21 protein-coding genes are annotated in these 25,248 nt (G+C 71.6%); 13 read left to right on the top strand and 8 right to left on the bottom strand.

Features of this window, described 5'->3' with window-relative positions; all coding sequences use genetic code 11:
• Window positions 1-167: 167 nt before the first annotated feature.
• From ACT2CW_RS20375 to ACT2CW_RS20365, 3 genes are all read right to left on the bottom strand, one after another.
• Window positions 168-701 carry an O-antigen ligase family protein gene (locus ACT2CW_RS20375; protein WP_445517686.1) on the bottom strand — a complete coding sequence of 178 codons (534 nt, stop codon included), beginning with the start codon at window positions 699-701 and terminating at the stop codon, window positions 168-170.
• A 3-nt stretch (window positions 702-704) separates the two neighbouring features.
• Window positions 705-1,442: a hypothetical protein gene (locus ACT2CW_RS20370; protein ID WP_445517685.1), complete on the bottom strand. Its 738-nt coding sequence runs from the start codon at window positions 1,440-1,442 to the stop codon at window positions 705-707.
• A gap of 170 nt (window positions 1,443-1,612) precedes the next feature.
• The gene (locus ACT2CW_RS20365; RefSeq protein ID WP_445517684.1) at window positions 1,613-2,674 is read right to left on the bottom strand and encodes an Lrp/AsnC family transcriptional regulator; all 1,062 of its coding nucleotides are present in this window, start codon (window positions 2,672-2,674) and stop codon (window positions 1,613-1,615) included.
• 124 nt (window positions 2,675-2,798) lie between these two features.
• Here ACT2CW_RS20365 and ACT2CW_RS20360 point away from each other — a divergent pair, with 124 nt between their 5' ends.
• Window positions 2,799-4,100: an amidohydrolase family protein gene (locus ACT2CW_RS20360; RefSeq protein WP_445517683.1), complete on the top strand. Its 1,302-nt coding sequence runs from the start codon at window positions 2,799-2,801 to the stop codon at window positions 4,098-4,100.
• Complete coding sequence (locus tag ACT2CW_RS20355; protein WP_445517682.1) at window positions 4,100-5,671, top strand: AbgT family transporter; 1,572 nt, start codon at window positions 4,100-4,102, stop codon at window positions 5,669-5,671. The genes ACT2CW_RS20360 and ACT2CW_RS20355 overlap by 1 nt, the downstream gene beginning before the upstream one ends.
• A 39-nt stretch (window positions 5,672-5,710) precedes the next feature.
• Here the strand turns inward: ACT2CW_RS20355 and ACT2CW_RS20350 are convergent, their stop codons facing one another.
• From ACT2CW_RS20350 to ACT2CW_RS20340, 3 genes are all read right to left on the bottom strand, one after another.
• The gene (locus tag ACT2CW_RS20350) at window positions 5,711-6,304 is read right to left on the bottom strand and encodes a gamma carbonic anhydrase family protein (protein WP_445517681.1); all 594 of its coding nucleotides are present in this window, start codon (window positions 6,302-6,304) and stop codon (window positions 5,711-5,713) included.
• A gap of 177 nt (window positions 6,305-6,481) precedes the next feature.
• Entirely contained in the window at window positions 6,482-7,291 is an 810-nt protein-coding gene (locus ACT2CW_RS20345; RefSeq protein ID WP_445517680.1) for a DUF427 domain-containing protein, read from the bottom strand.
• The gene (locus tag ACT2CW_RS20340) at window positions 7,288-7,647 is read right to left on the bottom strand and encodes a hypothetical protein (RefSeq protein ID WP_445517679.1); all 360 of its coding nucleotides are present in this window, start codon (window positions 7,645-7,647) and stop codon (window positions 7,288-7,290) included. Before ACT2CW_RS20340 ends, ACT2CW_RS20345 begins: the two co-directional genes overlap by 4 nt.
• A 233-nt stretch (window positions 7,648-7,880) precedes the next feature.
• Here ACT2CW_RS20340 and ACT2CW_RS20335 point away from each other — a divergent pair, with 233 nt between their 5' ends.
• From ACT2CW_RS20335 to ACT2CW_RS20305, 7 genes are all read left to right on the top strand, one after another.
• Window positions 7,881-8,516 (top strand): HAD family acid phosphatase, encoded by a 636-nt coding sequence (locus ACT2CW_RS20335; RefSeq protein ID WP_445517678.1) that lies wholly within the window; start codon window positions 7,881-7,883, stop codon window positions 8,514-8,516.
• Between the two features lie 556 nt (window positions 8,517-9,072).
• Entirely contained in the window at window positions 9,073-9,807 is a 735-nt protein-coding gene (locus ACT2CW_RS20330) for a TrmB family transcriptional regulator sugar-binding domain-containing protein (RefSeq protein ID WP_182468501.1), read from the top strand.
• Between the two features lie 193 nt (window positions 9,808-10,000).
• Window positions 10,001-10,930 carry an ATP-binding cassette domain-containing protein gene (locus ACT2CW_RS20325; RefSeq protein WP_445517677.1) on the top strand — a complete coding sequence of 310 codons (930 nt, stop codon included), beginning with the start codon at window positions 10,001-10,003 and terminating at the stop codon, window positions 10,928-10,930.
• Window positions 10,931-10,958: 28 nt separating this feature from the next.
• Window positions 10,959-12,032, top strand: coding sequence for a pyridoxal-phosphate dependent enzyme (locus tag ACT2CW_RS20320; protein WP_166483049.1), 1,074 nt, complete (start codon window positions 10,959-10,961; stop codon window positions 12,030-12,032).
• Window positions 12,029-13,513, top strand: coding sequence for an argininosuccinate lyase (argH, locus tag ACT2CW_RS20315; protein WP_445517676.1), 1,485 nt, complete (start codon window positions 12,029-12,031; stop codon window positions 13,511-13,513). The genes ACT2CW_RS20320 and argH overlap by 4 nt, the downstream gene beginning before the upstream one ends.
• Window positions 13,510-14,778, top strand: coding sequence for an ATP-grasp domain-containing protein (locus tag ACT2CW_RS20310; protein ID WP_445517675.1), 1,269 nt, complete (start codon window positions 13,510-13,512; stop codon window positions 14,776-14,778). The genes argH and ACT2CW_RS20310 overlap by 4 nt, the downstream gene beginning before the upstream one ends.
• On the top strand, window positions 14,778-18,062 hold the full coding sequence (locus ACT2CW_RS20305; RefSeq protein WP_445517674.1) for a non-ribosomal peptide synthetase family protein: 3,285 nt from the start codon (window positions 14,778-14,780) through the stop codon (window positions 18,060-18,062). The genes ACT2CW_RS20310 and ACT2CW_RS20305 overlap by 1 nt, the downstream gene beginning before the upstream one ends.
• Before the next feature lie 88 nt (window positions 18,063-18,150).
• Here the strand turns inward: ACT2CW_RS20305 and ACT2CW_RS20300 are convergent, their stop codons facing one another.
• Both ACT2CW_RS20300 and ACT2CW_RS20295 read right to left on the bottom strand, forming a co-directional pair.
• Window positions 18,151-19,092 (bottom strand): TauD/TfdA family dioxygenase, encoded by a 942-nt coding sequence (locus ACT2CW_RS20300; protein ID WP_445517673.1) that lies wholly within the window; start codon window positions 19,090-19,092, stop codon window positions 18,151-18,153.
• Window positions 19,093-19,145: 53 nt separating this feature from the next.
• A complete protein-coding gene (locus ACT2CW_RS20295) occupies window positions 19,146-19,976 on the bottom strand; it encodes an ABC transporter permease (protein WP_445517672.1) in 831 nt (276 codons plus the stop codon).
• 370 nt (window positions 19,977-20,346) lie between these two features.
• On the opposite strand from ACT2CW_RS20295, the gene ACT2CW_RS20290 reads away from it, so the two are divergent.
• Genes ACT2CW_RS20290 through ACT2CW_RS20275 form a run of 4 tightly spaced genes read left to right on the top strand, consistent with a single transcriptional unit; the run spans window position 20,347 to window position 25,212 of the window.
• Window positions 20,347-22,164 (top strand): fatty acyl-AMP ligase, encoded by a 1,818-nt coding sequence (locus tag ACT2CW_RS20290; protein ID WP_445517671.1) that lies wholly within the window; start codon window positions 20,347-20,349, stop codon window positions 22,162-22,164.
• Entirely contained in the window at window positions 22,161-23,927 is a 1,767-nt protein-coding gene (locus tag ACT2CW_RS20285) for an acyl-CoA dehydrogenase family protein (RefSeq protein ID WP_445517670.1), read from the top strand. The genes ACT2CW_RS20290 and ACT2CW_RS20285 overlap by 4 nt, the downstream gene beginning before the upstream one ends.
• Complete coding sequence (locus ACT2CW_RS20280; protein WP_445517669.1) at window positions 23,924-24,880, top strand: hypothetical protein; 957 nt, start codon at window positions 23,924-23,926, stop codon at window positions 24,878-24,880. Before ACT2CW_RS20285 ends, ACT2CW_RS20280 begins: the two co-directional genes overlap by 4 nt.
• Before the next feature lie 59 nt (window positions 24,881-24,939).
• The gene (locus tag ACT2CW_RS20275) at window positions 24,940-25,212 is read left to right on the top strand and encodes an acyl carrier protein (protein WP_138910446.1); all 273 of its coding nucleotides are present in this window, start codon (window positions 24,940-24,942) and stop codon (window positions 25,210-25,212) included.
• The last annotated feature ends 36 nt before the right edge of the window (window positions 25,213-25,248 follow it).

The following is a 25,248-nucleotide window of genomic DNA, read 5'->3' as shown; positions in this document are numbered from 1 at the left end:
CGCCCGCCCACTCTGCTCGCCACCGAGCGGCCGGGACCAGGAGGACGTTCCGCTGTCCGGACCCCGGACGGCCACAGCGTCCGTATGCGGCTCCGCCGCGTGGGCCACCAGCCACGACGGCGCCGCGGACGATCCACAACACATCGTGGCAGTCCCAGCGGAGCGCTTCAGTGGCGCCGCGCCCGGCGCCCCGACCGGCCCGTGGCCCGCGCGGGCGTCCCGGACTCCCGCCGGCCACCCGGGACCTCGGCCATGACGAGGCCGAGAACCAGCCAGAAGAGCATGGCGATCCGGTCCAGGTTGGCCGGGTGGTCCACCGTGGCCGCGAGGAAGAACCCCGTCAGGGCGGCGAGCCCGACGACACCGGCCACGGACTTCTCCCGGGCGGCGCGGACCGCCGAGGCCACGGCGATCACCGTCACCAGCAGGATGCCGAGCAGACCGGCCACGCCCGCTTCGGCCAGCCAGTTCAGCCACATGTTGTGCGCGTGGACGAAGGTCCTGCCGCCCGGTACGGCCGCGGAGACAGCGTCGCCGGCCCGGCCGAGACCGACCCCGAGCGGATGGTCCACGGCCAGGTCCACGGCCGCCTTCCACGCCTGGCCCCGGACCCCGAGCGCGTCACCGGCCCGCGACACCACCCACAGCGCCACCGTCACCGCCGCCAGCCCGGCCAGCCCCACGGTCGTCAGCGTCCGCACCCCTCACCGGCCGAGGCGGGGGGCGAGCCAGTACGCGCCACCGAGCACCAGCAGACCCGCCGCGGCCGCGACACAGCCGGCCCGGGAGAAGGTGGTCAGCACCGCGCCGTACGCGAGGAGGCCCACGGTCACGACGGCGATCCGGGCCGTGCGTTCGGCGACCGTCACCGCCGTCAGCAGGGCGATCGGGGTGAGCAGCACCAGGAACGCGGCGAGCAGGTTGGGATTGGCGAAGGTGCCCGTGGCGCGGATCATCGAACCGGCCCCGCCGCTGTCGCAGTCGACGTCGGTGAAGAGCCCGGTGCGGCAGAAGCCGGTCGGCGCCTCATTGGTCACCTGGGCGAACGCCGAAGTGGCCGCGGCCGTCACGCAGACGAGCGCGAGCAGCGCCACCGCGCGCCACGATTCGGGCTGCGACCGCCGCACCCCGACCAGCAGATAGAAGGTGGCGAGAGCGGTCAGCAGGGCGCGCAGCGGCGCGTCGGGGTGTCCGCCGACGTAGGTGGTGGCGATGGCACTGAGCAGGAGCAGCGCGATGGCGAGGTCGAGCCGGGTGCGGAACGTGGCGAGTCGCGGGGCCGTCACCACCGTCGCGACCAGCCCCGCCAGCACGGCGAGGCGCACCGGTGTGATGACGCCGACCAGCGGGGCGTCCGGGAAGAAGTCGGTGGCCGAGTCGAGCATGACGATGGCCGTAGCCACCAGCGGAACGGCTTGGACTGTCGCGCGCACAGGTGCCATGGCGCCCCAGCGTGTCCGGCGGCGGGTACCGGCAGATGGCACCCACACGAACAGTGGACAGCGCCTTCACGTCCGCTGACCCGGCCGGCCGGTTGGGATGGATCGGCCGGTTCGGGCGGATCGGCCGGTTGGGACGGAGCGGCCGCGACGCCGGACCGGGTGCCCGCGCCTCAGGTGGCGGCGGCGCCCCCGGCGGCGGGGGCGGTGAAGGGGCGCAGCGGGACGATACCCACGCTGTGGCCGTCGCGGTCCAGCAGCCGGCCCATGTGCTTGACCGTGCGCAGCACCACCGAGCGGTCCTCGATGGTCAGCCGCGGCAGCCGCCTCGACAGATGCGCCTCGAAGGCGTGCACATCGCCGGACGCGCGCAGCCAGACGTCGATGACGAGGTTGTGCGGGCCCGCCGTGATCGCACACGACCGCACCTCCCGCACCCCGGCCAGCGCCCGGCTGGTCTCCTCCAGGCGCTCGGCCGGTACGGAGGCGAAGTACACCGCGGACAGTGGCCACCCCGACAGCGGCCGGGCCAGGTCGCAGCGCAGACACACCCGTGAGCCGAGCAGCGACCGCAGCCGTCGGCGGACCGTGGTGAGCGGCGCGTCGGCGTGCTCCGCCAGATCGCTGATCGCCATCCGGCCGTCCACACTCAGCAGCTCCAGGAGCCGGATGTCCAGGGGGTCCCAGCCGGTCGCCCCCGAGGGGAGCGGCTCGGCCGGCGGGAGCGCCTCCTGGAGACGGGCGAGCTGCGTGGCGTCCAGGGCGCGCAGCCGCCACCGGCTGCCCTCGGAGGGCACGCCCGTGGCCACGTGCGTACGTGTCGCCCGTACCCCCGGCGCGCCGCGGAAGAGGGCGGTGGTGAGCTGGGAGAGCTCACCCAGATCGGAAGCCTGGAGAGCGATCACCAGATCCCGGCTTCCGGCCGTGAGCTTGACGTTCGCCACCGAGGGCTCGGCCGCCAGGGCCTCGGCCACGTCCTCACCGACCCCGGGCTCGGCGTCCACCTCGACGATGCCGGTCACCACGATCCGGGAGTCGGACAGCTGGGGGTAGGCGGTCACCCAGGCCAGCCCCGCCTCCTGGAGCCGGTGCCAGCGTCGCGCGGCCGTCACCGGGTTCACTCCGAGGACATCACCGACGAGAGTCCATGGGGCCCTGGGGTGGATCTGCAAGGCGTGTATGAGGCCGCGATCCAGCTCGTCCAGGTCATGCGCGGCGAAATCCTGCGTGTGCATGGGCGGCGCTTTTCTGCGTATCGCATGTGAATCTCGATGGAATGCTGCATGATAACACCCGAAACACGCGATGGATCGACACTCCTCCCCACCAGTTCCCTGAACGAGGAGTGAGATCGAGCTCATGACGGAACCCACCACGTCCGAGACCACCAGGACCGCTCTGCGCGTGGAGAACGCCACGTTGGTCGACGGTACCGGGGCGGCCCCGATCGCGGACGCCGTCGTCATCGCCGACGCCGAAGGAACCATCACCTACGCGGGCCCGGCGGCCACCGCGCCCCCGGCCTCCGGCGACGGCTTCACCGGCCGTGTCATCGACGCGGGCGGCCGCACCGTGCTGCCGGGTTTCTTCGACTGCCACACCCACCTCGCCTACGCCCACGCCTCCCCGCCCGGCCGCCGTGGTGAACTCGACCCGGTCCTGGTCACCTACGACACCGCCACCCGCATGCGGCAGACCCTCGACGCGGGCATCACCACCGCCCGGGACCTGGGCGGGCTGGCCACCGGGTACCGCACCGCCGTCGAGACCGGGCGGATCAAGGGCCCCCGGCTGCACACCGCCGTACGGATCATCAGCCACACCGGTGGCCACGCCGATGTGCGCCTGCCCGACGGCACCGACCTCAGCGGCGGTGAGATGTCCGAGCTCGCCGACACCGAGGACGAGGCGCGGCTGGCCGTGCGCAAGGTGCTGCGCGCCGGGGCCGACCTGGTCAAGATCTGCGCCACCGGTGGCATGGGCAGCCCCTACGACCAGCCGGACGACGAGGGGCTCCTGGAGGAGGAGATCCGCGCCGTGGTCGACGAGTGCCGGCGCCATGGCGGCAAGCCGGTGGCCGCCCACGCCCAGGGCAACGCGGGCATCCTCAACGCCATCCGCGGCGGGGTCACCAGCATCGAGCACGGCTACGGCCTGGACGACCGGGCCCTGGAGATGGCGGGGGAGCGTGGCGTCTTCGTCGTCCCGACCCTCTCCACCGTCTACGCGGGCATCAACAAGGCCACGATGGAGCACTATCACTACGAGAAGAAGGTGCGCTGGTCCGGCATCACCAAGGAGAACATCTCCCGCGCCATCGAGCAGGGGGCGAAGATCGCGCTCGGCACCGACGCCGCCGTCTGTCCGCACGGACAGAACCTGATGGAGCTCTCCTACCTCGTGGACCTGGGCATGGACCCCATGGACGCCATCGTGGCCGGCACCCGGACCGCCGCCGAACTCCTCGGCGTCGCCGACCGGCTCGGCACGCTGGCCCCCGGTCGCGTCGCCGACCTCGTCGTCTGCGAGGGTGATCCGCTCGCGGACATCGGTGTGCTGGGCGATCCCGCCAACGTGGTGTGCGTTGTGCAGGACGGACATGTCCGCAAGGACACCAAGGGCCTCCTGCCCTCGGCCACGTCAGCCGGAGGGCGGCCCTGATGCCCGCGGTGACCGGGCTCCCCGCCCCCGGGGGCACCTCGCCGGACAAGGAGCGGCGTGGCCGGCTCGACCGTGTTCTCTCCTTCATCGAACGCGCCGGCAACGCCCTGCCCAACCCCATCGTCCTGTTCGCCGGGCTCTTCGCGCTGCTGGCCGTCGTCTCCACCGTCCTCGCCCTCGCCGGTGTCTCCGTCACCGTCCCCGGCACCGATGACACCAAGTCCATCGGCGGGCTGCTCACCGGTGAGGGGCTGCGCTGGCTGCTGGAGAACCTGATCCCCAACTTCGCCACCTTCCCGCCGATCGGCGCCGTGCTGGTGCTGATCATGGTGGTCGGACTCGCGGAGAAGACCGGGCTGCTGGAGACCGCGATGCGGGCCACGCTGGCCCGGGTGCCGCGCGCCATGCTGCCGTACGCGGTGGCGATCATCGCCAGCCAGGCGCACATGATGAGCGATGTCGGCGCCATCGTGCTGCCACCGCTGGCGGCCCTGGTGTTCAAGAGCGCCGGACGCCATCCCGTGGCGGGCCTCATCGGCGGCTTCGCCTGTGTCACCGCGGGCTACGCCGCCGGGTTCACCATCGGCTCGCTGGACGCCCTGTACGTGGGCATCACCCAGCAGGCGGCCTCGGTGCTCCCGGCCGCCGAGGGCCTCCATATCCACGTGCTCATCAACTACTTCTTCACTGCCGCCAGCAGTGTCGTCCTGGGGCTGCTCGGCGGGTTCCTCATCAGCCGTGTCCTCGAACCGCGCCTTGGCACCTACCAGGCGGCCGACGGCGAGGCCACGGGCGAGGACCTGACCCTCACCCCGGTGCAGCGCAAGGGGCTCGCGGTCACCTGCGCGGTCGTCGGTGTGTACCTGGCGGCGGTCCTCGCGCTGTGGCTGCCACCGGGCGCGCCGCTGCGCGGGGAGGGCGGGGCCTTCGTGCCCTCGCCGGTGCTGACCGGTGTCGTCCCCGTGCTCTTCGGCGCCTTCCTGCTCGCCGGGCTCACCTACGGCTTCACGGTCAAGCAGCTCACCGGCACCGAGGACGTGGTCACCGCCATGACCGACTCGGTGAAGAACATGTCCGGCTACATCGTGATGATGTTCTTCGCCGCCCAGGTCATCGCGGTCTTCACCTGGTCCAACCTCGGGGTGCTGCTCGCGGTGAAGGCGGCCGCGCTGTTCAACTCCATCGGCGTGACCGGCTTCTGGGCGATCATCGCGTTCGTCCTGCTGGCCTCCTGCCTCAATCTGGTGATCCTCTCCGGATCCGCCCTGTGGTCCCTGGTCGGCCCCGTCTTCATCCCGGCCTTCATGCTGATGGACATGAGCCCGGCGCTCAGCCAGGCGGCCTTCCGCATCGGCGACTCGGCGACCGGCGCCATCACCCCGATGAACCCGTATCTCCTCCTGGTCCTGGCCATGGTCCGCGAATACGAACCGGAGGCCCGCCTGGGGACCCTCATCTCCCGGCTCGCCATCTTCGTGGTGCCGTTCCTGGTGGTGTGGCTGGCGATCCTCGGCATCTTCTACGGCCTGGACCTGCCGCTCGGCCCCGGAGCACACATCGGCGTCAAATGACGCTTCCCGGGCACACGGTGGTCGCCATGTGCCCGGGGCTCAGTCCAGGGGGCGGTCGTCCCGGTGGGCCCCGTAGAAGTCGGCCTGCCGGGACATGATCGTGCGCATCGAGGTGCCGCGCTCGACGCCGTAGACAGTGTCGGGAAAGTCGAGGGTGCGCTGCACCTCCCACAGCTCGGTGTGCTGATCGGGGGAGAACAGCCGGGCCGGATCCCCGACCGCGATCCAGCCGATGGGGAGCACCGTGCCGGGCGCCAGCCGCGAGTTCACCTGGAGCACACTGTTGATCCGCAGCTCGGCGCCCGTCCCCGCGACCGCCCCGGGAAACAGCGACGCGCCGGTGGCCACGAAGACCTCGTCCTCGATCCTCGCCCCGTTGACATGGGCGTGCGGCCCGATCAGCACCGCGTCGCCCAGCGTCACCGGATGCCCGGCCCGGCCGCGGACCAGCGCGTTCTCCATCACCACCACATCCGCCCCGGTGCGCACCTCACCGTCCTCGGCGGTGAGCACGGCACCGTGCAGCACCCGCGCCCGCTCGCCGAGGACGACGGCACCGCACAGGACGGCGGTGGGGGCGACATACGCCGATTCCGGGACCACGGGCCGCTTGCCACGATGTTCGAGCAACATGCTCCGACCCTAGGCGACCGCCGGGCCCCGCGGCGGTCAGTACGCGGTCGGTCCAGGTCCCGGCCCTGCCGCTGGGGGAGGTGATGGAGCGTCAATTCTAGTCGCTGGGAGCGCGCGTGGGCCCTGGGCCGGGGTCCAGGGCCCTTCCGCGCGAGGAAGCGCTTTCCGCCCTTCCGTCTATCGGTGTTCCGTCTCCCAGTCCGCCCTGGTGACCGGGGCGGGCCGGGGAAGCGGCCGGCCGTCCAGGTAGAGGTCGACCTTCTCGTTGTAGAACGCCACCAGCCCCGCGATGGGGGACACCTGGCGGGTCGGGAAGTCATAGGTCCAGGCGAGGTCCGGGTGGGTGGCGGTGTCGGTCCGGACGGACCAGTAGCCGCTCGTCATGCCCTTGTACGGACAGCTGGTGACGGTCTCGGTGGGCTCCATGCGCGTCCAGTCCAGATACACCCGGTCCAGGTAGTAGCGCGTCGGGAGCCCCGTCTCCAGCACCATCACCGAGCTCGGGGCGTCGGCGAGCACGGCGCCGTCCAGCTCGACGCGCACGGCGCGGCCGGACCTGAGCGCGTCGACGCGGGTGTACGGGCTCCTGGGGTGGACGAAGACCTGCTCGTCCTCCTCGAACCAGGCGTCGATGGCCTCCCAGCGGAAGGTGACCTGGCCGACGATGCCGGAGGGCGCGTCCTCGCCCCACTCCCAGGCCGCGCCCGGGCGGGTGAGCGAGCCCATCCGGAGGGTCTGGCGGCGCGCTCCGCCGACCTTCAGCGCCAGGCTCCGGCCCTCGTCGACGAGCGCCCCCTCGACGATGTCGTCGCGGGGCACGCAGTACTGCGGATAGCCCGGCCAGAGCCACACATAGCGCGCCCGCACGGTGTCGAAGACGGGACGGCCGGCCACGAAGCCACGGATGCGGCGGGGTACGGGCTCCACATGCCCGACCGGAACGATCATCGAGGGGTAGTCCGGTGCGCCCGGCGGGTACTCCGTCATGCCTCTTCCAGGGCCTCTCCGAACTCGCGCAGCGCCTTCCCGTGCTGGCTGTGGGCCAGCCCGTGCCCCACCGCTATGGCCGCCGCCACCGGCCAGTCGATGATCCCGACGGCGGCGATGACGCCGAGCCCGGCGAGGAAGCAGAGCTGCTCCTGCGAGGGCAGCTCCACCCGCCGTCCATCGAACTGGACGGCTACCGAATGGCGCTCACATACGACCTCGGCCGCGGCGCGGGGGCCGCGCGGGCGCTTCGTGGCCGGAGCCGGCGCCCGGGAGGATGCGCTGGTGGGAGGGGCTGTCTTGGTCGCTCTGGCCATGGCTTCGATCCGTTCGTCGACCTTGACGGACATCCGCACGATGACATTTTCTACTCTAATCCAACCTCCACGGCTCATGCCCGGTGGCAGCTACTTGCCATGATTTCGGCCGGTCCGGCGAGAAGAGAGCGGTTGCGGTCGCGGCTCCCTTGTGCGGTCAGAGCACCTCGCTCCGGTTGTGGCCAGGGGCTCGCCGAAGCGTCGGTGGCGGCCTTAGCTTCGAGCCGAATCGTGGCCGCCGGGCCACGGCTGACCGGACGGAGGAAGCGACCATGAGAGCGGGCTTACGGAAGGCGCGGGCAGGTGTGGTTGTCGCCACGGCGGCTCTGCTGGGGCTGGCGGGGACGGTGGACGCCCAGGCCCTCGAGACGGATCGGGCGCGTACCACGGCGACCGGGACCCCCAGCGCCGCCGCGGCCGTCGACTACGAGACGTGGAAGAGCGACGTCGACAAGGTGATCGACCAGGCTCTTCCCTACATCCAGCAGCGCATCCAGAACGGCGGGGGACAGAAGCAGGCGATCGTCCTCGACATCGACAACACCTCGCTGGAGACCTACTTCCAGTGGTTCCCGCCGACTCCCGCCGTCGAGCGGGTCCTGGAGCTCAGCCGCTACGCGAACGAGCGCGGAGTGGGCATCTTCTTCATCACCGCGCGCCCGGACCTCCTCGACCAGGTGACCCGGGGCAACCTGGTGCACGTCGGTTACCCCATCACCGGCCTGTACCAGCGGTCACTGGGTGACGTGCTCGGCGACCCGGCCGAGTACAAGACGGCGAAGCGGGCGGAGATCGAATCCCTCGGCTACACCATCATCGCCAACATCGGGAACAATCAAAGTGATCTTGTTGGCGGGCACGCCGAGCGCACGTTCAAACTGCCTGACTATGACGGCCAGTTGTCCTGAATCGGAATAATGAGTTCCGGCGGTTGCCCGAAGGGAGCCGCCGGAACTCGTCGTTCCACGGCCCTGTCACCGGTCCCCCGGGTGGCGTTCCGGGGTGCGGCTTCCCCGTTGCCCGAGGGGCGTGAATCCGCACCGTGCAATGAGGTTTCCCCCATTGTCTTTAGTGATTCGACCATTCTCCGCGCTGGATTGGGTAGGTATAGTCCAGCGCCATGGACGGTCAAGGTGCGATCGCTACCTCTTTGTCCGCCGGCGGCGGGGTGCTCATGGGAAAGGCGAGCACGCTCCGAACGCGGCCGGTGTGGGCGAACAGCGAGCCCTCTTTTCTCCTTGAGCTGTCTTGATCCCATGGCGTACTCGTGGATCGCTACCCCTTCCTGTCGACGATCAATGCCGGGTCTAGGACGAATCCCAGGCTTCAGGGGGAACTGTGCCAAGCTCTCGCAATGACGTGTTCATCATCGCTGACAATTCCATTGGTCCGGATTCCGAACCAGACGCTGATATCACACCGTTAAGAACGAGCGGCGGAGTCTTCAGCGGAGAGATAGAACGCATGCTTATGGAGGCCGGCCGGCTCGTCAAGTCGGCCGCCGACCGCCACCGCAGCGAGGAACGGCTCCTGACCGCGATGGAGCTGGAGGAGGGTGTGGACGCCGCCGAGCACGTCATCGAGTCGGCGCAGCAGAGCCTCTCCGTGGTCTTCGCCGGTGGCAACGACCAGCGGGCCGCCAGGCTGGTCACGCGGCTGGGCAGGGCCGTCGCCCGGGGGGTCGACGTGCGTCTGCTGGGGCGGGTGGGGCTGATGGACGAGCGATACCTCCTGAAGTGCCTGGACAAGCAGGCGTCAGGAGTCGACGTGCGACTCGTCGGGGCGCCCCTGCATGAAATGGTGCTCGCCGATGGTTCGGTGAGTGTGGTGTGGTCCGGTTCGGACAATCTTTCGCGCGAGGCGGTGCTGGTGCGGGCGCCGGCCGTGCTGCGCAATCTGCGCACCCTGTTCATGATCTCCTGGAACGGCAGTGCGGCGCTCGAGGACCACCGCCGCCTCAGCGGCCGGACGCGCAGCGTCATGGCCCGGCGGATACTCATGGCGCTGAGTTCGGGGCGTACGGACGAGGCCGCCGCACGGGAAATCGGTATGTCGGTCCGTACCTATCGGAGGAACGTGGCCGAAATAACGCGTGAACTCGGCGCACATTCACGCTTTCAGGCCGGCGCCCGTGCGGTGGAGCTGGGCCTGCTGCCCTATGTGGACGCGGCCGATGATGAGGACTCGCAGCCCGCGTAATCACCGGACCGTGGTCAGTACCTGTCAGGAGAAGTCGACTCCCCGGAACACCCCGGCATCGTCTGGCAACTTGTTGTATGGACCTTGCAGGGGTGCGAGCGGCGAATGTAGGAACTTCCCAGCCTCTCACTGCATTGCCCGATCCGCTCCCTGCGAGGAATGATATCCGGTGAATAGCGCGATGATTGATGTGATGGATATATGCCGGTCCTTCGGCAGCACACGGGCGCTGGACGGTATCAGCTTCCGCATCGGGGAAGGCGAGGTGCTGTGCCTGCTGGGCCACAACGGCGCGGGCAAGAGCACTCTGGTGAGCATCCTCGCCACCGCGCTGCCGCCCAGCCGGGGCACGGCCCGGGTGGCCGGATACGACGTGGTGCGCGAGGCCCGTGAGGTACGTCGGCGCATCGGCCTGACCGGACAGTTCGCCGCGGTGGACGAGAACCTGTCCGGCAGGGACAACCTCATCCTGGTGGCCCGTCTGCTCGGCGCGAGCCGCACCGAGGCCCGGGCGAGGGCGGATGAGCTCCTGGAGACCTTCGCGCTGACCGGCGCGGCCGACCGGTCGGCCGCGACGTACTCGGGAGGCATGCGCCGCCGGCTCGACCTCGCCAGCAGCTTCGTCGGCCGCCCCCAGGTGCTGTTCCTCGACGAGCCCACCACCGGACTCGACCCGGTCAGCCGCGGCGCGCTGTGGGACTCGGTCCGGTCGGCGGTGACGGGCGGCGCCACCGTGCTGCTGACCACTCAGTACCTCGAAGAGGCCGAACAACTCGCGGACCGGGTCATCGTGCTGGGCCGTGGCCGGACCATCGCCGACGGCTCGGTGGCACAGCTCAAGGAGCAACTCGGCGTCAGCTCGGTCCGCGCCACCCTCGCCGAACCGGCGTCCGTACCGGCCGCGTGGGCCGCGCTGCGCCACGCAGGTCTCGAGCCGCAACCCGGTGAGCCCGCGGGCACGGTCTGCGTCCCCGTGCGCGAGTCCGCCGCCCTCGCCGCCGTCGTACGCGCCCTGGACGACGCCGGAGTGGTGATCACCGGGATCTCGCTGTCCGAGCCGACCCTCGACGACGTCTACGTGGCCCTCGCCGAGGGCTTGACCGACCTGCCGGTCCTCTCCTGATCCCCTTCCCGGACCCCGAGGAGTCTCCATGCCGCTGTCCGCACTGACCTACCGCTCCATCACCGAGGCCCAGATGCTGCCACGCCTCATCCGGCTCGGCCCCAATCTGTACGGCGCGGTCTTCACCCTGATGAAACTGGTGCCCGCCCAGTACATCCTGCGTCGCGCGTTACAGCGCGGTGAGCTGACCGAGGACACCGTGATCGTCGAAACCACCTCGGGCACCTTCGGCCTCGCCCTCGCGATGCAGGCGGCGCTGATGGAGCGTGAGCTGGTCCTGGTGAGCGACCCCGCGATCGACGACAACCTCTACCGGAGACTGACCGACCTCGGCGCCAAGGTGGAGATGTGCCTGGAGCCCGCGCCGGTCGGCGGATATCAGGGCGCCCGGCTGACCAAGGTCGCGGAGATCCGTGCCTCGCTGCCGTCCACCTTCTGCCCCGAGCAGTACAACAACCCGGACAACGCCCGCTCGTACCACGTGGTGGCCGAGCAGCTGGTGCGCACCTTCGGCACCGTCGACTGCCTGGTCGGCACCGTCGGCACCGCGGGATCGATGTGCGGCACCGGGGGCGGCCTGCGCGAATACAGCCCGCACACCCAGGTCATCGGCGTCGACAGCCACCGCAGCGTGCTGTTCGGCCAGCCCGACGGGCCCCGCTCGCTGCGCGGCCTGGGCAACAGCCTGTGGCCCGCCAACCTCGACCACACCCTCTTCGACGAGATCCACTGGTGCAACGCGACCGAGGCATACGCCCAGACCCGGGCCCTGCACGCCGAATCCGCCCTCTTCCAGGGCCCGACCAGCGGCGCCGCACACCTGGTGGCACAGTGGTGGGCGGCGAACAACCCGGACGGGCTCTGTGTGGTGATGCTGCCCGACGAGGGATACCGCTACCAGGCCACCGTCTACGACGACGCGTGGCTCGCCGCGAACGGCCATGTGCTCGCCGAGCGTCCCACCGAGCCGGTGACCGTCGCGTCCCCCGCCGAGGCCGGTGACCGCTGGACCCGGCTCGTCTGGGGCCGCCGCTCCTATGAGGAGGTGCCCGGCGTCGTGCCCAGGGTCAAGCACCCCCTCGCCGAGCGGGCCCTGTCGTGAGCTCCACCGGACGGCTCACCCGCATCCTCGGCCCGCGCACCCGCCGCGTCGTCTACGGGGAACCGGACCCCGGCGCCATACGCGGGGAACTGGAACCCATCAGCACCATCGACCTGGCGCACGTGGTCATGCTCACCGAGTGCGGGCTGCTGCCCGCCGACACGGCCACCGCGCTCCTGGAGCGCATCACACAGCTGCGCGCCGAGGGCTTCGGCAGTCTGCACGGGCTGCCGGCACCGCGCGGCCTGTACTTGATGTACGAAGGCCATCTGGTGGCCGAACTCGGCGCCGACGTGGGCGGGAAACTGCACACCGGACGCTCCCGCAACGACATCAAGGCGACCGTCACCGCGATGCGGCTGCGCGCCGAACTGACCGATCTGCTCGGCGAGGTGCTGAGGCTCCAGGCGGTCCTGCTCTCCCGGGCACGCGCCCACCGCGACGTGGTGATGCCCATCTACACCCACTTCCAGCCGGCCATGCCCGTCAGTTACGGCTACTACCTGTGCGGGATCGCCACCGCGCTGGACCGTGACATCACCGCGCTGCGCCAGACGCTGGACGAGCTGGACCGCTGCCCCCTGGGCGCCGGCGCGGTGTCCGGGACGGACCTGCCCATCGAACCGGCGCGAACCGCCTCCCTGCTGGGGTTCGCCGGCCCACCGCTGCACGCCGTCGACGCGGTGGCCGCACGGGACACGGTGCTGCGCGCGCTCGCCGCCGCGTCCTCGGCCGGGGTGACGCTGAGCCGGCTCGCCACCGACCTCCAGCTGTGGAGCACTCAGGAGTTCGGGTTGATCGAGTTCCCCGAACGGCTCGTCGGCGGCAGCTCGGCCATGCCCCAGAAGCGCAACGCGTTTCTGCTGGAACACGTCAAGGCCAAGGCGGGCGCGGCCATCGGCGCCTGGACGGCCGCCGCCTCCGCCATGAAGTCGGCGCCGTTCACGAACTCCATCGAGGTGGGCACCGAGGCGGTGGCTCCGGCCTGGCCCGCGCTGGCCGCCGTACGCGACTCCGTCCTCCTCGCCCAGGTGCTCGTCAGCGGCGCCCGTCCGATGGTGGAGCGGATGGAGCGCCGTACCGCGGAGAGCTTCGTGACCGCCACCGTGATCGCCAACCGACTGGTCGCACAGGGGGTTCCGTTCCGCACGGCCCACCACATCGTGGGCGCCGCCGTCCGCGAGGCGATCGAGAGCGGGGCGACGGAACTCACCAAGATCGACATGCCCGACGGGGCCCCCGGTGGCACGGTCGCCGAACTGCCCTCCCTGCGTGAGGTCGTCGAGGCACACGAACGCGGCGGCGGCCCCGGCGAGTGCGACGCGGCCGTGGCCGTCCTGCGGGAGCGGCTCACCGCCCATGGACGACGGCTCGCCGACCACCGCGGCCGGACGCGGGACGCGCGGCGGCGACTCGACGAGGCGGTCGACGCGCTCCTGGCGGGCCGCGGATCCGCGGCCGGAAGGGAAGGAGAGCGGTGACCGGGCACGAGAGGACGAACGGGCGGTGGCTCGCGTTCGTGGAGAGCAACACCACGGGAACGGGGCGGGAGTTCTGCGCGGCGGCGCGGGCGCGAGGGCTGCGGCCGGTGCTGCTGACCCGGGACCCGGGCCGCTATGTGTACGTCGAGCAGGACGGCATCGACACCAGGCTGCTGGACACCGGGGACCTGGCCGCGGTGGTGGACTGCTGCGCCGGGCTCGCACTGGACGAGGGGCTCGCCGGAGTCGCCTCCAGCTCCGAGTACTTCGTGTCCACGGCCGCCCGCGCGGCCGCCAAGCTCGGCCTGCCCGCGGCGGACGGGGACGCCATCGCCCGGTGCCGGGACAAGGAGACGCAGGTTGCCGCGCTGGCGGCCGCCGGCGTCCCGGTACCCGCCGGCGCGGCCGTCGGCGAGGTGGCCGACGCGGTGCGCGCCGCCGACGGGATCGGCCACCCGGTCGTGCTGAAACCGGTCCTCGGATCGGGCTCGGTCGGCGTCCGGCTGTGCCGGGACCGCGAGGAGACCCGGCGGTGGGCGGACGAACTGCTGAGCCGGTCCACCGACGAACGCGGCAACCCGGTGCCGACCCGGATCCTGGTCCAGGAGGCCGTCGAGGGGCCCGAGTTCTCCGTCGAGACCTTCGACAACGCTGTCGTCACCGTCGCCGCCAAGCACATCGGGCCCCGGCCGTACTTCGTGGAGACCGGACACGAGGTGCCCGCACCCGTGCCCGACGCCACCGCCGCCGCGCTCGGCGACACCGCCCTGCGGGCGCTCGCCGTGCTCGGCCTCGGCTGGGGAGCCGCCCACACCGAACTGCGGATGTCCGCCCACGGCCCCGTCGTCATCGAGGTCAACCCGCGGCTCGCGGGCGGCATGATCCCCGTCGCCGTACGGGCCGCCCTCGGCATCGATCTCGTCGACGCCGTGATCGCCCGCGCGGCGGGACAGAGCCGGACGCCCGCACGGCCGGGCCGGGGGCACGCCGCGGTCCGCTTCCTGCGCAACGAGCGCGAGGGGCGGGTCACGGGCATCGGCGGAGTCGAGGCGGCACAGGCGGCCCCCGGTGTGGTGGCCGTCGCGATCGGCACCGCCCCCGGACGGACCGTGCGGGTGACGAACACGTTCCAGGACCGCCTGGGCTGCGTGGTCGCCACCGGGACGGACGGCGAGCAGGCCGGACACCGCGCGGCGGCCGCCGCGCGCCTGATCAGGATCGAGCTGGAGGAGCCGGCGCTGCCGGACGAAGGAGTGGCAGGCTGATGAGAGACGGCGCGAAGCCCTTGGCGTTCACCCGCGTTCCCCGGTGGACCCCGCCGTCCGCGACCGACGCGGGCACGGGGGTCCATGGCATACGGCTGGACGCGGAGCTCACGGAGGCGTTGGAACGCGCCGCCGGGGAAGCGGAAACCCCCCTGGCGGCCCTGCTGCTCGCCGGTCACGCCCGTGTCCTGGTGACCGTCGCCGCCGAGCGCGACCTGCTCCTCGGCTGTGTGCCGCAGGCCGGGCCGGGCCCCGCGTGGTCGCTGGCCCTGTCCGTCGCCGACTCCACCTGGGCGGAGCTGGCGGCACTCGCGGACGGGGCGCTGAACGGCCTGGGAGCCGCGGCCGGCGCACGGCCCGAGGTCGTGCTGGACCTGTCCGGGCTGGCGGAGCACGAGGACACTCCGGCCCGGGCGCACGAGGACACTCTGGCCGAGGTCCACGGCGACGGCCCGCCCGCCGCCCTGGACGACGGAGTGGTGCTTCGGGTGGCCTGGTCGCGCGACGAGCACGGCATGTCGCTGCGGGTGCTGCACGACCGTGCCGCGATCGACGGCAGCTACGCGCGGCGCCTGGCCGGATACCACCTCGCCGCCCTGCGGCTTCTGGTGGCCGACCCGCACGGGAGGCACGAGTCCGAGAGCCTGCTGTCCCCCCAGGAGACCGAGAAGCAGCTGTACGGGCTCGCGGGCCCCACCGTCGAACTGCCCGACCGCACTTTCGTCGACCTGTTCCAGGAGCGGGCACGCGGCTGCCCCGACGGCATCGCGGTCGAGCACGGCACGGTCCGCTGGACCTACCGGGAGCTGGAGCGGCGGGTCAACCGGATCGCGCACGCGCTGGTCGAGGCCGGGGTGGGAGCCGAGGACGTGGTCGCGGTCGTCATGGACCGCACCCCGGAGTGGATCGCGGCCGCCCTCGGCGTCTTCACGGCCGGCGGTGTCTACCTGCCCGTTCGGCCGGACTTCCCGGTCGAACGCGTGGTGGCCCAGCTGGAGCGCAGTGCCTGCGCCGTCGCGCTGACCGACCCGGGCAGTGAGGCGCTGGTGCGCGCGTCCTCCGCGCGGCTGGCCGCCCCGCTCACGGCGCTGTCCGTGACGCGCGTCCTGGCGCGCGGCGGCCACGCGGAGCCGCCCCGCGTGCAGGTGACGCCCGGCCAGGCCGCCTACATCTACTTCACCTCGGGCTCCACCGGAACCCCCAAGGGAGCCCTGTGCGAGCACGCCGGCTTCCTCAACCACCTCTACGCGAAGATCGAGGACACCGGGATGACGGCCGGTGGCGGGGACGTGGCCACCCAGATCGCGTCGCAGTGCTTCGACATCTCCCTGTGGCAGTTCGCCGCGCCGCTGCTGATCGGCGGCAGCGTGCGGATCGTGGACACCTGCACCCAGCTCGACGTCGCCGCCTTCGTCGAGGAGATCGTCGAGGGCCGGGTCACCGTGATGCAGGTCGTCCCGTCGTATCTGGAAGTGCTCCTCACCCACCTGGAGCAGCACCCCCGCCCGCTCGGCGCCCTGCGCTCGGTGTCGGTGACGGGTGAGGCGCTCACCTACGAACTGGTGCAGCGCTGGTTCGCCGCCTACCCCGATGTCCAGCTGGTCAACGCCTACGGCGCCACCGAGACGTCGGACGACCCGATGCACGAGGTGCTGCACGGCGTCCCGGAACGCGACTTCGTGTCGGTCGGCCGCGCGCTGCGCAACGTCAACACCTATGTGCTCGACGAGAACCTGGCGCTGGTGCCGCTGGGCACGCCGGGCGAGATCGCGTTCTCCGGGGTGTGCGTGGGCCGTGGCTACATCAACGACGAGGAGCGCACCCGGGAGGCGTTCGTCCCGGACCCGTTCCGGCCGGGCAGCCGGATGTACCGGACCGGTGACTTCGGCCGGTGGCTGCCCGAGGACCGCCTCGAATTCCTGGGGCGCCGCGACGCACAGGTCAAGATCCGCGGCTTCCGCATCGAGATCGGCGAGATCGAGAACAAGCTGCTGACCATGGAGGGTGTCCGCGAGGCGGCGGTGGTCACCGAGGGCGACACCAGCGAACAGCGCGTCCTGGTCGCCTTCTTCAGCGGCTCGGAGAAGGTGACCCCGGAGCGGGTCCGCGAGTTCCTCGGCACCGTCCTGCCCGACTACATGGTGCCCACCCATGTCCACCGGGTGGACCGGCTGCCGCTCACCGAGAACGGGAAGATCGACAAAAAGGCGCTGGCGCGGCCCGCGGCGGAGACGGCCGGACGCGCCGCCCACATCCCGCCCGCCACCCCCGCCGAACGGCGCCTCGCCGAGCTGTGGGCCGACGTCCTCGGCGTTCCGCTGGAGCGCATCGGCCGGTCCGACGACTTCTTCGAGCTCGGCGGCACATCGCTGGCCGCGGTGCGGCTCCTGGTCCGGCTCGACCGGGCCCTTTCGCTGAAGGACCTGGCCGCCCACCCGGTGCTCGCCGACTGCGCGGCGGTGCTCGAGCCGCGCCACGCCGGAGCCTTCGCCCGCCCGGTGGTGACCCGGCTGCTCCAGACGCTGGCCGCCGTGCCGGATCCGCACCACACCCTCGTGTGCTTCCCCTTCGCGGGGGGCAACGCCGTCAACTTCCGGCCCCTGGCCGCCGAGCTGCGGCGCGACGGCATCGCGGTGCTCGGTGTGGAACCGCCCGGCCATGACTTCGCCGGCGACGGCGAGCCGTTGGAGGACGTCCCCGTCCTGGCCCGGTGGGTACGGGACGAGATCGTCGCGCACATCACCACGCCGGTGTCGGTCTGGGGACACTCCACCGGTGCGGCCGCCGCCTTGGAGACGGCGCGGCTGCTGGCGGAGGCGGGCCGGCCCGTCGAGCGCGTCTACATCGGCGCGCTGCTGATGGGGGACACCGAGACGCTCGCCGCCGAGATGGCCCGGGCGGCCACGGCGGACGAGGAGAGCCTGCTGTCCCGGCTGCGGGCCGGAGAGGTGTACACGGAGCTGGACGAGCTGGGGGCGGAACGTGCCGATGTGGTGGCCGGCGCCTACCAGCACGACGTACTGACCGCCGGCAGGCACCTGCGCGCGGTCCGCGAGGACCCGGAGGCGTACCGGCTCGACGCTCCGGTGGAGGTGGTGGTGGCACGGGACGACACCGCCACGGCCTCCTTCACCGAGGAGTACGGCGGGTGGAAGGCGATCTCCGACCGGATCACCCTCCATGAACTGGAGCAAGGCGGCCACTACTTCGTCCGCACCCGGCCGGCGGAGACCGCCGCGCTGGTGCGGTCCGGCTGTCTGCCGTCCGCGCCGCGGGACCAATGACAAAGGGGGGCGTACCCGGGTCCGCCCGGGTACGACCCCTCAGCCATGGCTCGCCGCGGTCCTGGCAGCTGACCGGCGGACGGTGCGCCTAGGGACGGAACGGTTCGCCGAGGCCGACGACGATTTCGCGGTCGCCCCGGTAGGGCTCGCGGCTGTGCGCCATGCGGACGTTGTCGATGACCATGAGGTCGCCGCGCCGCCAGGGCTCGCGCACCGTGTGCTTCTCGTAGACCGCGTTGATGAGGTCGACGGTGGCGCCGTCCAGGGGTGAGCCGTCGCCGTAGAAGGTGTTGAACGGCAGCCCGTCGGGGCCGAACTCCGCGGTGAGGAACTCCCGCACCTCGGGAGCCATCGTCCACTCGTTCAGGAACGCGATCTGGTTGAACCAGCACCGTTCGCCGGACTCGGGATCCGTGATGACGGCCGGACGGGTCTGCCGGGTGCGCAGGCCGCCATCGGCGTCCCAGCGCACCTCGATGCCGTGCTCGGCGCAGTAACGCTCCACCTCGTCGGGGTTCTTGGCGCCGAACGCGTCCTCCCATCCGATCCCGACGAACGGGTTGTAGTGGCGGGTCAGCGCCCAACCGTGGCGTTCGAAGCGCTCGACGAGCCCGTCCGGCAGGTCACGCAGCACCGCACGGGCGTCGGCGACGGCCGTGACACCGCCGGCGGACGGCGGGGTGACACAGGCGAAGACCATCAGCCGGGGTGCCTCGGCCGCGTAGCTGAGCTCATGGTGCATGCACATCGGCTGGTCGGCCGGCCAGTGCGAGGAGGAGTACAGGCCCGGTCCGAACTCGTCGCGGGGAGCGAACCCCTCGCGCTCGGCCATGCCGTCACCGATGATCCCGCGGACCACGGAGGCGGCGTACTCGTGGCCGTCCAGGTCCAGCCCGCGGACCAGCAGGGCACCGTGCCGGGCCACCAGGTCCCGGATCTCCTCGCGATGTTCGATGACCCAGGTCGCGGCGTCGGTGCCGGGGCCGGGGGCGGCGTCCAGCCGCCGCAGGGCATCTCGCTGCTCGGGCATCAGGGCTCTCCGTTTCGTCCTATGAGGGGGAGGGTGGGGGAAGGGGGGTGAGCTCAGACCAGGGGCCGCCGGAACGCCCACACCGCCGCGCTCGATCCGAGCAGCGCGACGAGGGCGCTCGCGCCCAGGGCGGACCACACCTGGGCGCCCAGCGGCTGGTCGAGGCAGAGCGCGCGCGAGGCGTCCATCGCGTACGACAACGGGTTGAGGATCGCCAGGACCTCCAGCCAGCCCGGCATACGGTCCACCGGGACGAAGGCGCTGGAGGCGAACATCAGCGGGAAGGTCACCAGATAGGCGGCGCTCTGCATCGCCTCCGCACTGCGTAGCCAGGCCGCCAGCGCCAGGAAGATCCAGGTCATCGCCCACACCACCACACAGGTCAGCAGCAGCGCGGCCACCAGCCCCACGCCGCCGCCGGCCGGGTCGGCGCCCATGAACACCACGGCCACCACGAGCAGGATCGCCAGCTGTGCGGTGGTGCGCAGCAGATCGGCGAAGCTGCGGGCGAACAGCAGCAGCGGCGCGTGGATGGGCAGCGTGCGCAACCGTGCCACCGCACCGTTGTCCATGTCCCGGACCAGGCCGATACCGGAGGCGATCGCGGGGCCGATGCCCGTGGTCACCAGCAGCGCGGGCAGCAGATAGTCCAGGTAGGAGACGCCGTCGGGCAGGTGGTCGAGGTCGACGATGCTGCCGAAGACCTCGCTCAGCAGTAGCAGCATGAAGACCGGTTGCAGCATGGCGAGGACCAGGGTCCGGCGGTGCGCGAGATGGGCCTTGAGCGACCGCTGGGTGAGGATCAGCAGTTGTGCCCAGGGGCTGCTGCCGTACCAGGCGGGGGCGAAGGCGCCGGCGTCCGGTAACGACGGACCAGGGGTCATGAAATTCCTCCGGAAGTCGTGCGCCCGTTGATGCGCGGCACGGTACGCCACATTCCTGGAGCGGTAATCAAAAAAGGCAGGATCAAAGAATCCGCCGCCATGACCGGCTACGCGATGACTGAGCGCGGATGTATCGGATGGCTGTGTCGTCCATGCGGAGCGAAACCACGTCGACTCTATCGCGCGGAAATGGACCCGACGGCACGTTTCCTGGCCAGTACTGGCCGGTGCGCCCCGGAATCGCCGTGCGATATGGGTGATTCGGGGGAGTTTGTGCCCAGGAAGTGAGGGGCACTGTGCAATTTGTTGTCAGTGCCTTTCCCTCGTTGCGGTCCCTCGGTAGAAATGCGGAACAGTGCCGGATCGGCGCATGGAAACTCAGTTCGCGGATACGAAGGGCAGGGCCTCGGATATGGCGGGAATCGTCACCGCCCCCAGCGTTGACGCAGTGCTCCGGGAGCATGCGGAAAACCGTCCGGAAAAGACGGCGGCCGTATTCGTGACGGACCCGTTGCGCACCGACGGAGCGCAACGCCTCACCTATGCGGAACTCGACGCACAAGCCAGGAGCGTGGCCGTACGGCTGCGCGCCCACGTCCCACCGGGCGGCCGTGTCGTCCTGCTGTACCCCGCGGGGCTGGCCTTCGTCACCGCCTTCCTCGGCTGTCTGTACGCGGGCGCCATCGCGGTTCCCTCGTCCCTGCCCGGCCGGTACCGGCATGAGCGCTACCGGGTCAGGCGCATCGCGGACGACGCGGGCGCCGTGGCGATCCTCACCGACACCGCCACCCGTGCCGACATCGAGGCATGGGCCGCCGAGGAGGGACTCGACACACTTCCCCTCCTGGTCACCGACGACGGCGACGCCCCCGATCCGCACGCCTGGACGATGACGCCCGCCGGACACGACACGCTCGCCGTGCTCCAGTACACCTCCGGATCCACCGGCGATCCGAAGGGCGTCATGATCAGCCATGGCAATGTGCTGCACAACACCGCCAATCTGGCCGACTCCCTGGACCTGGACGACACCACCCCCATCGGCGGATGGATCCCGCACTTCCACGACATGGGGCTGATGGGCTCGATACTCCCGCCACTGCTGCTCGGCGCGACCACCGTCCTGATGAGCCCCACCACCTTCCTCAAACGCCCCCACCTGTGGCTGCACATGATCGACCGCTATGGCATCGAGGCGTCCGCGGCGCCGGACTTCGCGTACGACCTGTGCAGCCGACGGGTCACCGACGCCCAGAGCGAGGGCCTGGACCTGTCCCGCTGGCGCCATGCGCTGGACGGCTCCGAACCCGTACGCGCGGCCGTACTCGAACGGTTCCAGCGGCGCTTCGCCCGCCACGGCCTGCGCGCCGACGCCCTGACCCCCTGCTACGGCATGGCCGAGGCGACCCTCTTCATCTCCGGGGCCGCCCGCACTGCCCCCCGGGTGCGGCAGGTCTCCGCCGAACTGCTGGAGCGCCACGCGTTCCGGCCCGCGGCCCCGGACGAGCCCGCCCGCGCCGTCGTCGGCTGCGGTCCGCCGCTCGGCGCCCAGGTGCGCATCGTCGAACCGGAGACCCGGCAGGTCCTGCCCGAGGGAGGCGTCGGCGAGATCTGGATACGCGGCGACATCGTCGGCCAGGGCTACTGGAACCGCGAGGCCACCAACGAGGCCGAGTTCCGCGCCACGACCGCGGACGGCGACCCCGGCTGGCTGCGCACCGGTGACCTCGGGGTCCTGTACCAGGGCGAACTCCACATCACCGGCCGCATCAAGGACGTCCTCAATCTGCGCGGCCGCAACCTCTATCCGCAGGACATCGAGGACGAGCTGCGCACCCAGTGGCCGGAGCTGGGCAACCTCGTCGGCGCGTGCTTCGCCGTACCGGGCGAGGGACCACAGGGCGACGAGGTGCTCGTGGTCACCCACGAGGTGCGCGGCATCAAGGACGAGGAACGGCTGAACGAACTCGCCGCCGAGATGCGGCTCACCGTCGCCCGCGAATTCGGCGCCCCCGTCGGCGCGGTCCTGCTGCTGCGCCCCGGCGGGGTACGCCGCACCACCAGCGGCAAGATCCAGCGGTCGGCGATGCGTGACCTGTTCCGCGCCGGCGCGTTGCGGCCCACCTACGCCGTCTACGAGCAGAGCCTGCTGCGCCCCTTACCCGAGCCCCAGGAGGCCGCCGTATGACCACCGCCTCCCCGGCCACCCGGACCCAGGACCCCTCCGCCGCGCCCCTCGAGCGGCTCACCCGCCTGCTCGGCGAGCTCACCGGACCGGGACAGCCCTTCGCACCCGAGGCGCTGGCCGAACTCGACCGGACGGAGGCGTTTCCCACCGAGGCGTGCCGGGCGCTCGACGCGTTCGGGCTACGGCGCTTCTACGTACCGGCCGAACACGGCGGCGCACTGGAGAGCTTCGACATCGTCATGCGGCTGCTGCGGGCCGTGTCCCGGATCGACCTGACCGTGGCCCTCTCACACGGGAAGACCTATCTCGGGGCCGCCGCCACCTGGATCGCGGGAGAGCCGGAGGCCGCCCGCCGGCTGGGACGGCGGATAGCGGAGGGAACACCCGTCTCGTGCGCCCTCACCGAGCGCCACCACGGCAGCGATCTGCTGGCCGGTGAGGTGACCGCCAGGCCGGCCCCGGGCGGCGGCTGGCTGCTGTCCGGCGAGAAGTGGCTGATCAACCTCGCCACCCGGGCCGGTCTGGTCACCGTCCTGGCCCGCACCGACGAGGAAGGCGGTCCGCGCGGCTTCAGCCTCTTCCTCGTGGACAAGTCCCGTCTCGCCCCGGAACGGTTCACCCATCTGCCCAAGGTGCCCACCTACGGCATCCGGGGCGCGGACATCAGCGGCATCGCGTTCCACGACGCGCCACTGCCCGAGGAAGCGCTCATCGGGCGGGTCGGTGAGGGCATCGAGATCATCGTCAAGGCGCTGCACTTCAGCCGGACCGGCTGCGTCGCGATGTCACTGGGCGCGGGAGACCACGCGCTCGCTCTGGCCGCCGAGTTCGTGGCTCAGGACGCCGGTGACGGACGGCTCGCGCTGGAGCCGTACGTGCGGCGGGAGCTGGGCGAGGCCGCCGCGGGGCTGCTGCTCTCCGACGCCACCGGCCTGGTGGCCGCGCGCTCCCCGCACGCGCTCGCCGGCGAGATGAGCGTGATCTCCGCTGTCGCGAAGGCATTCGTGCCCACCGAGGTCGACGACCTCATCGCGCGCCTGCTGCACCTCCTCGGCCCGTACGGGCTGCTCCGCCCCGACGACCCGCACACCGGATTCGCCAAGGTGGAACGCGACCACCGCATCATCGGCATCTTCGACGGCAGCAGCCTGGTCAACCGCAGCGCCCTCATCGAACAGTTCCCCCGCATCGCCCGCGGCTACGCGAAGGGCCGGTGGGACGCCGAGGGGCTCGCCGAGGCCACGAATCCGCACGCCCCCCTGCGCCCGATGCGGCCCGGCGAGCTCACCCTGGTCTCCAGCGGCGGCTGCTCCGTCCTGGCCGGTCTGCCGGCGGCCGTCGGCGAACTGCGCGACCTGGCCGCACGCGGCCACGCCTCCACGGCGCTCACCACCCTGGCCGGGCGGCTCCTGGCCGTGTCCGACCGGCTCCACCAGGACATGGCGGCGATCCGGTTCCCGCCCCGCGCCGTCCCCGGCCACGCGTTCCGGCTCGCCGAGCGGTTCGAGTCGTGCTTCGCGGCGGCTTCGGCGCTCCACCTGTGGCTGGGCGCCGCCGCCCGCGCCCGGAGCCCCATCCCGGAGACCGCGCTGCTCGCCTGTCTCGTCAAGGCGCTCACCGACCTGGAGGAGCCCGTCGACGACGCCGCCCGCACCGCCTTCGACGAACTCGCCGAAGCGGTCCTCTCCCGCCCGTCCGCCCCCCTCCACTCGCTCCTCGACCTTATGGAGCCGACCGGCTCCCCGCAGGGGGCCGCCTCGTGAACACCACCCTTGACCCCTTCACCCTCGCCACCACCGTGGAGAAGCGCCTCGGCGACCCGTACGACACCACGAACCCCAACGGCTTCCAGGCGATCCTCGCCGCGCGGGAAGCCGGACAGCCCCCGGCCGGTGAGCCCTTCCGCGCCGTCGGCGTGGGCGGCGCCGAAGACGGCCATGCGGACCCGGAGTCGCTGATGCACGCCCTGCGCGCCGGTTACCGCAGATCGCCCATGCTGACCCGGTCCGGCGGTGGGGCCCGGCGGGGGAGCGGCGCCGTGACGGTCGGCGCGATCGCCGTCGGCACACTCGACTCCGGCCTGCGCATGACGCTGCGCCACCTGCGGGCCCGGCGCCTGTACGGCGCGGCGGCCATCGACATCCCCCAGTTGCGCGCGGTGCTCGCGGGAGCCTACGCCGACCTGCTGCTGTGCGACACGCTGACGACACTCGCGGTCCGGGGCACCGATGCCTTCCCCGCCCGGCCGGACGCCCACGACAGCGTGGTCCGGATCCTCGTACCGCGCGTGCTCCAGAGCGCGATGGACCGCCTCTCGATGGCCCTGGGGTCGCGCTTCTACATCAGGGAGAGCGAACACGCCGCCTTCCACCTGCTGCTGAACGAGATGCAGCACGCCCTCTTCGCGGCCGAAGCCCGACCGGACGGGCAGCCGGGCCGGGCGAGCTGTCCGGGCCGGCCGCCGGAGCCCGCCGGTCATGCCGCTCCGCTCAGCGGCATGACCGGCGCGGACCTCACCACCGCACCGGCCGTCACCGCACTGTGCGATCCCGAACTGCTCGCCGCGGCGCCCGGCCGCGCACTCCTCACGCGTGTGCGACGGTCACCGCAGCCGTCGGGCCCCGCACTGGAGCGCCTGGCCACGGAACTCGACCACCGCTATGACACCGGCCGCTCGTTCGACCTGGCCGACCGCCCGGTCCCCGACCGCCCCTAGGTCCTGTCCGCCCCTAGCCGCCGCGTCCGGGCCCCGCCACCTCAGCGAAGGAGACACCCATGTCCGACCCCCACGCCGCGCCGCACACCCTCGACAGCCTGCGGGAATGGCTGACCAACTGCGTCGCCTCCCATCTGGAGCGGCCCGCCGAAACCATCGACACCAGCGCGCGGCTCTCCGACTACGGACTCGACTCGCTGTACGTCCTGTCCGTCGCCGGAGAGCTCGAGGACCACCTCGACATCTCCCTCGACCCGACGCTCCTGTGGGACAACCCGACCATCGACGCGCTCAGCGAGGCCCTCGCCAAAGAACTGGCCCAGTACGCCTGACGGGCACTCCGCCTCGTATCCGCCACGGCACCCCAC

The sequence above is a fragment of the Streptomyces sp. NEAU-174 genome (assembly GCF_052665095.1).
The sequence above is the reverse complement of the archived record's forward strand: the minus strand, read 5'-3'. Positions and strand labels throughout refer to the sequence as shown.

Excerpts from the sequence above, each read along its gene's own strand:
- ACT2CW_RS20370 (WP_445517685.1), bottom strand. The coding sequence starts at position 1,442 with ATGGCACCTGTGCGCGCGACAGTCCAAGCCGTTCCGCTGGTGGCTACG.
- ACT2CW_RS20365 (WP_445517684.1), bottom strand. The coding sequence starts at position 2,674 with ATGCACACGCAGGATTTCGCCGCGCATGACCTGGACGAGCTGGATCGC.
- ACT2CW_RS20360 (WP_445517683.1), top strand. The coding sequence starts at position 2,799 with ATGACGGAACCCACCACGTCCGAGACCACCAGGACCGCTCTGCGCGTG.
- ACT2CW_RS20355 (WP_445517682.1), top strand. The coding sequence starts at position 4,100 with ATGCCCGCGGTGACCGGGCTCCCCGCCCCCGGGGGCACCTCGCCGGAC.
- ACT2CW_RS20350 (WP_445517681.1), bottom strand. The coding sequence starts at position 6,304 with ATGTTGCTCGAACATCGTGGCAAGCGGCCCGTGGTCCCGGAATCGGCG.
- ACT2CW_RS20345 (WP_445517680.1), bottom strand. The coding sequence starts at position 7,291 with ATGACGGAGTACCCGCCGGGCGCACCGGACTACCCCTCGATGATCGTT.
- ACT2CW_RS20335 (WP_445517678.1), top strand. The coding sequence starts at position 7,881 with ATGAGAGCGGGCTTACGGAAGGCGCGGGCAGGTGTGGTTGTCGCCACG.
- ACT2CW_RS20330 (WP_182468501.1), top strand. The coding sequence starts at position 9,073 with ATGCTTATGGAGGCCGGCCGGCTCGTCAAGTCGGCCGCCGACCGCCAC.
- ACT2CW_RS20325 (WP_445517677.1), top strand. The coding sequence starts at position 10,001 with ATGGATATATGCCGGTCCTTCGGCAGCACACGGGCGCTGGACGGTATC.
- ACT2CW_RS20320 (WP_166483049.1), top strand. The coding sequence starts at position 10,959 with ATGCCGCTGTCCGCACTGACCTACCGCTCCATCACCGAGGCCCAGATG.
- ACT2CW_RS20305 (WP_445517674.1), top strand. The coding sequence starts at position 14,778 with ATGAGAGACGGCGCGAAGCCCTTGGCGTTCACCCGCGTTCCCCGGTGG.
- ACT2CW_RS20300 (WP_445517673.1), bottom strand. The coding sequence starts at position 19,092 with ATGCCCGAGCAGCGAGATGCCCTGCGGCGGCTGGACGCCGCCCCCGGC.
- ACT2CW_RS20295 (WP_445517672.1), bottom strand. The coding sequence starts at position 19,976 with ATGACCCCTGGTCCGTCGTTACCGGACGCCGGCGCCTTCGCCCCCGCC.
- ACT2CW_RS20290 (WP_445517671.1), top strand. The coding sequence starts at position 20,347 with ATGGAAACTCAGTTCGCGGATACGAAGGGCAGGGCCTCGGATATGGCG.
- ACT2CW_RS20285 (WP_445517670.1), top strand. The coding sequence starts at position 22,161 with ATGACCACCGCCTCCCCGGCCACCCGGACCCAGGACCCCTCCGCCGCG.
- ACT2CW_RS20275 (WP_138910446.1), top strand. The coding sequence starts at position 24,940 with ATGTCCGACCCCCACGCCGCGCCGCACACCCTCGACAGCCTGCGGGAA.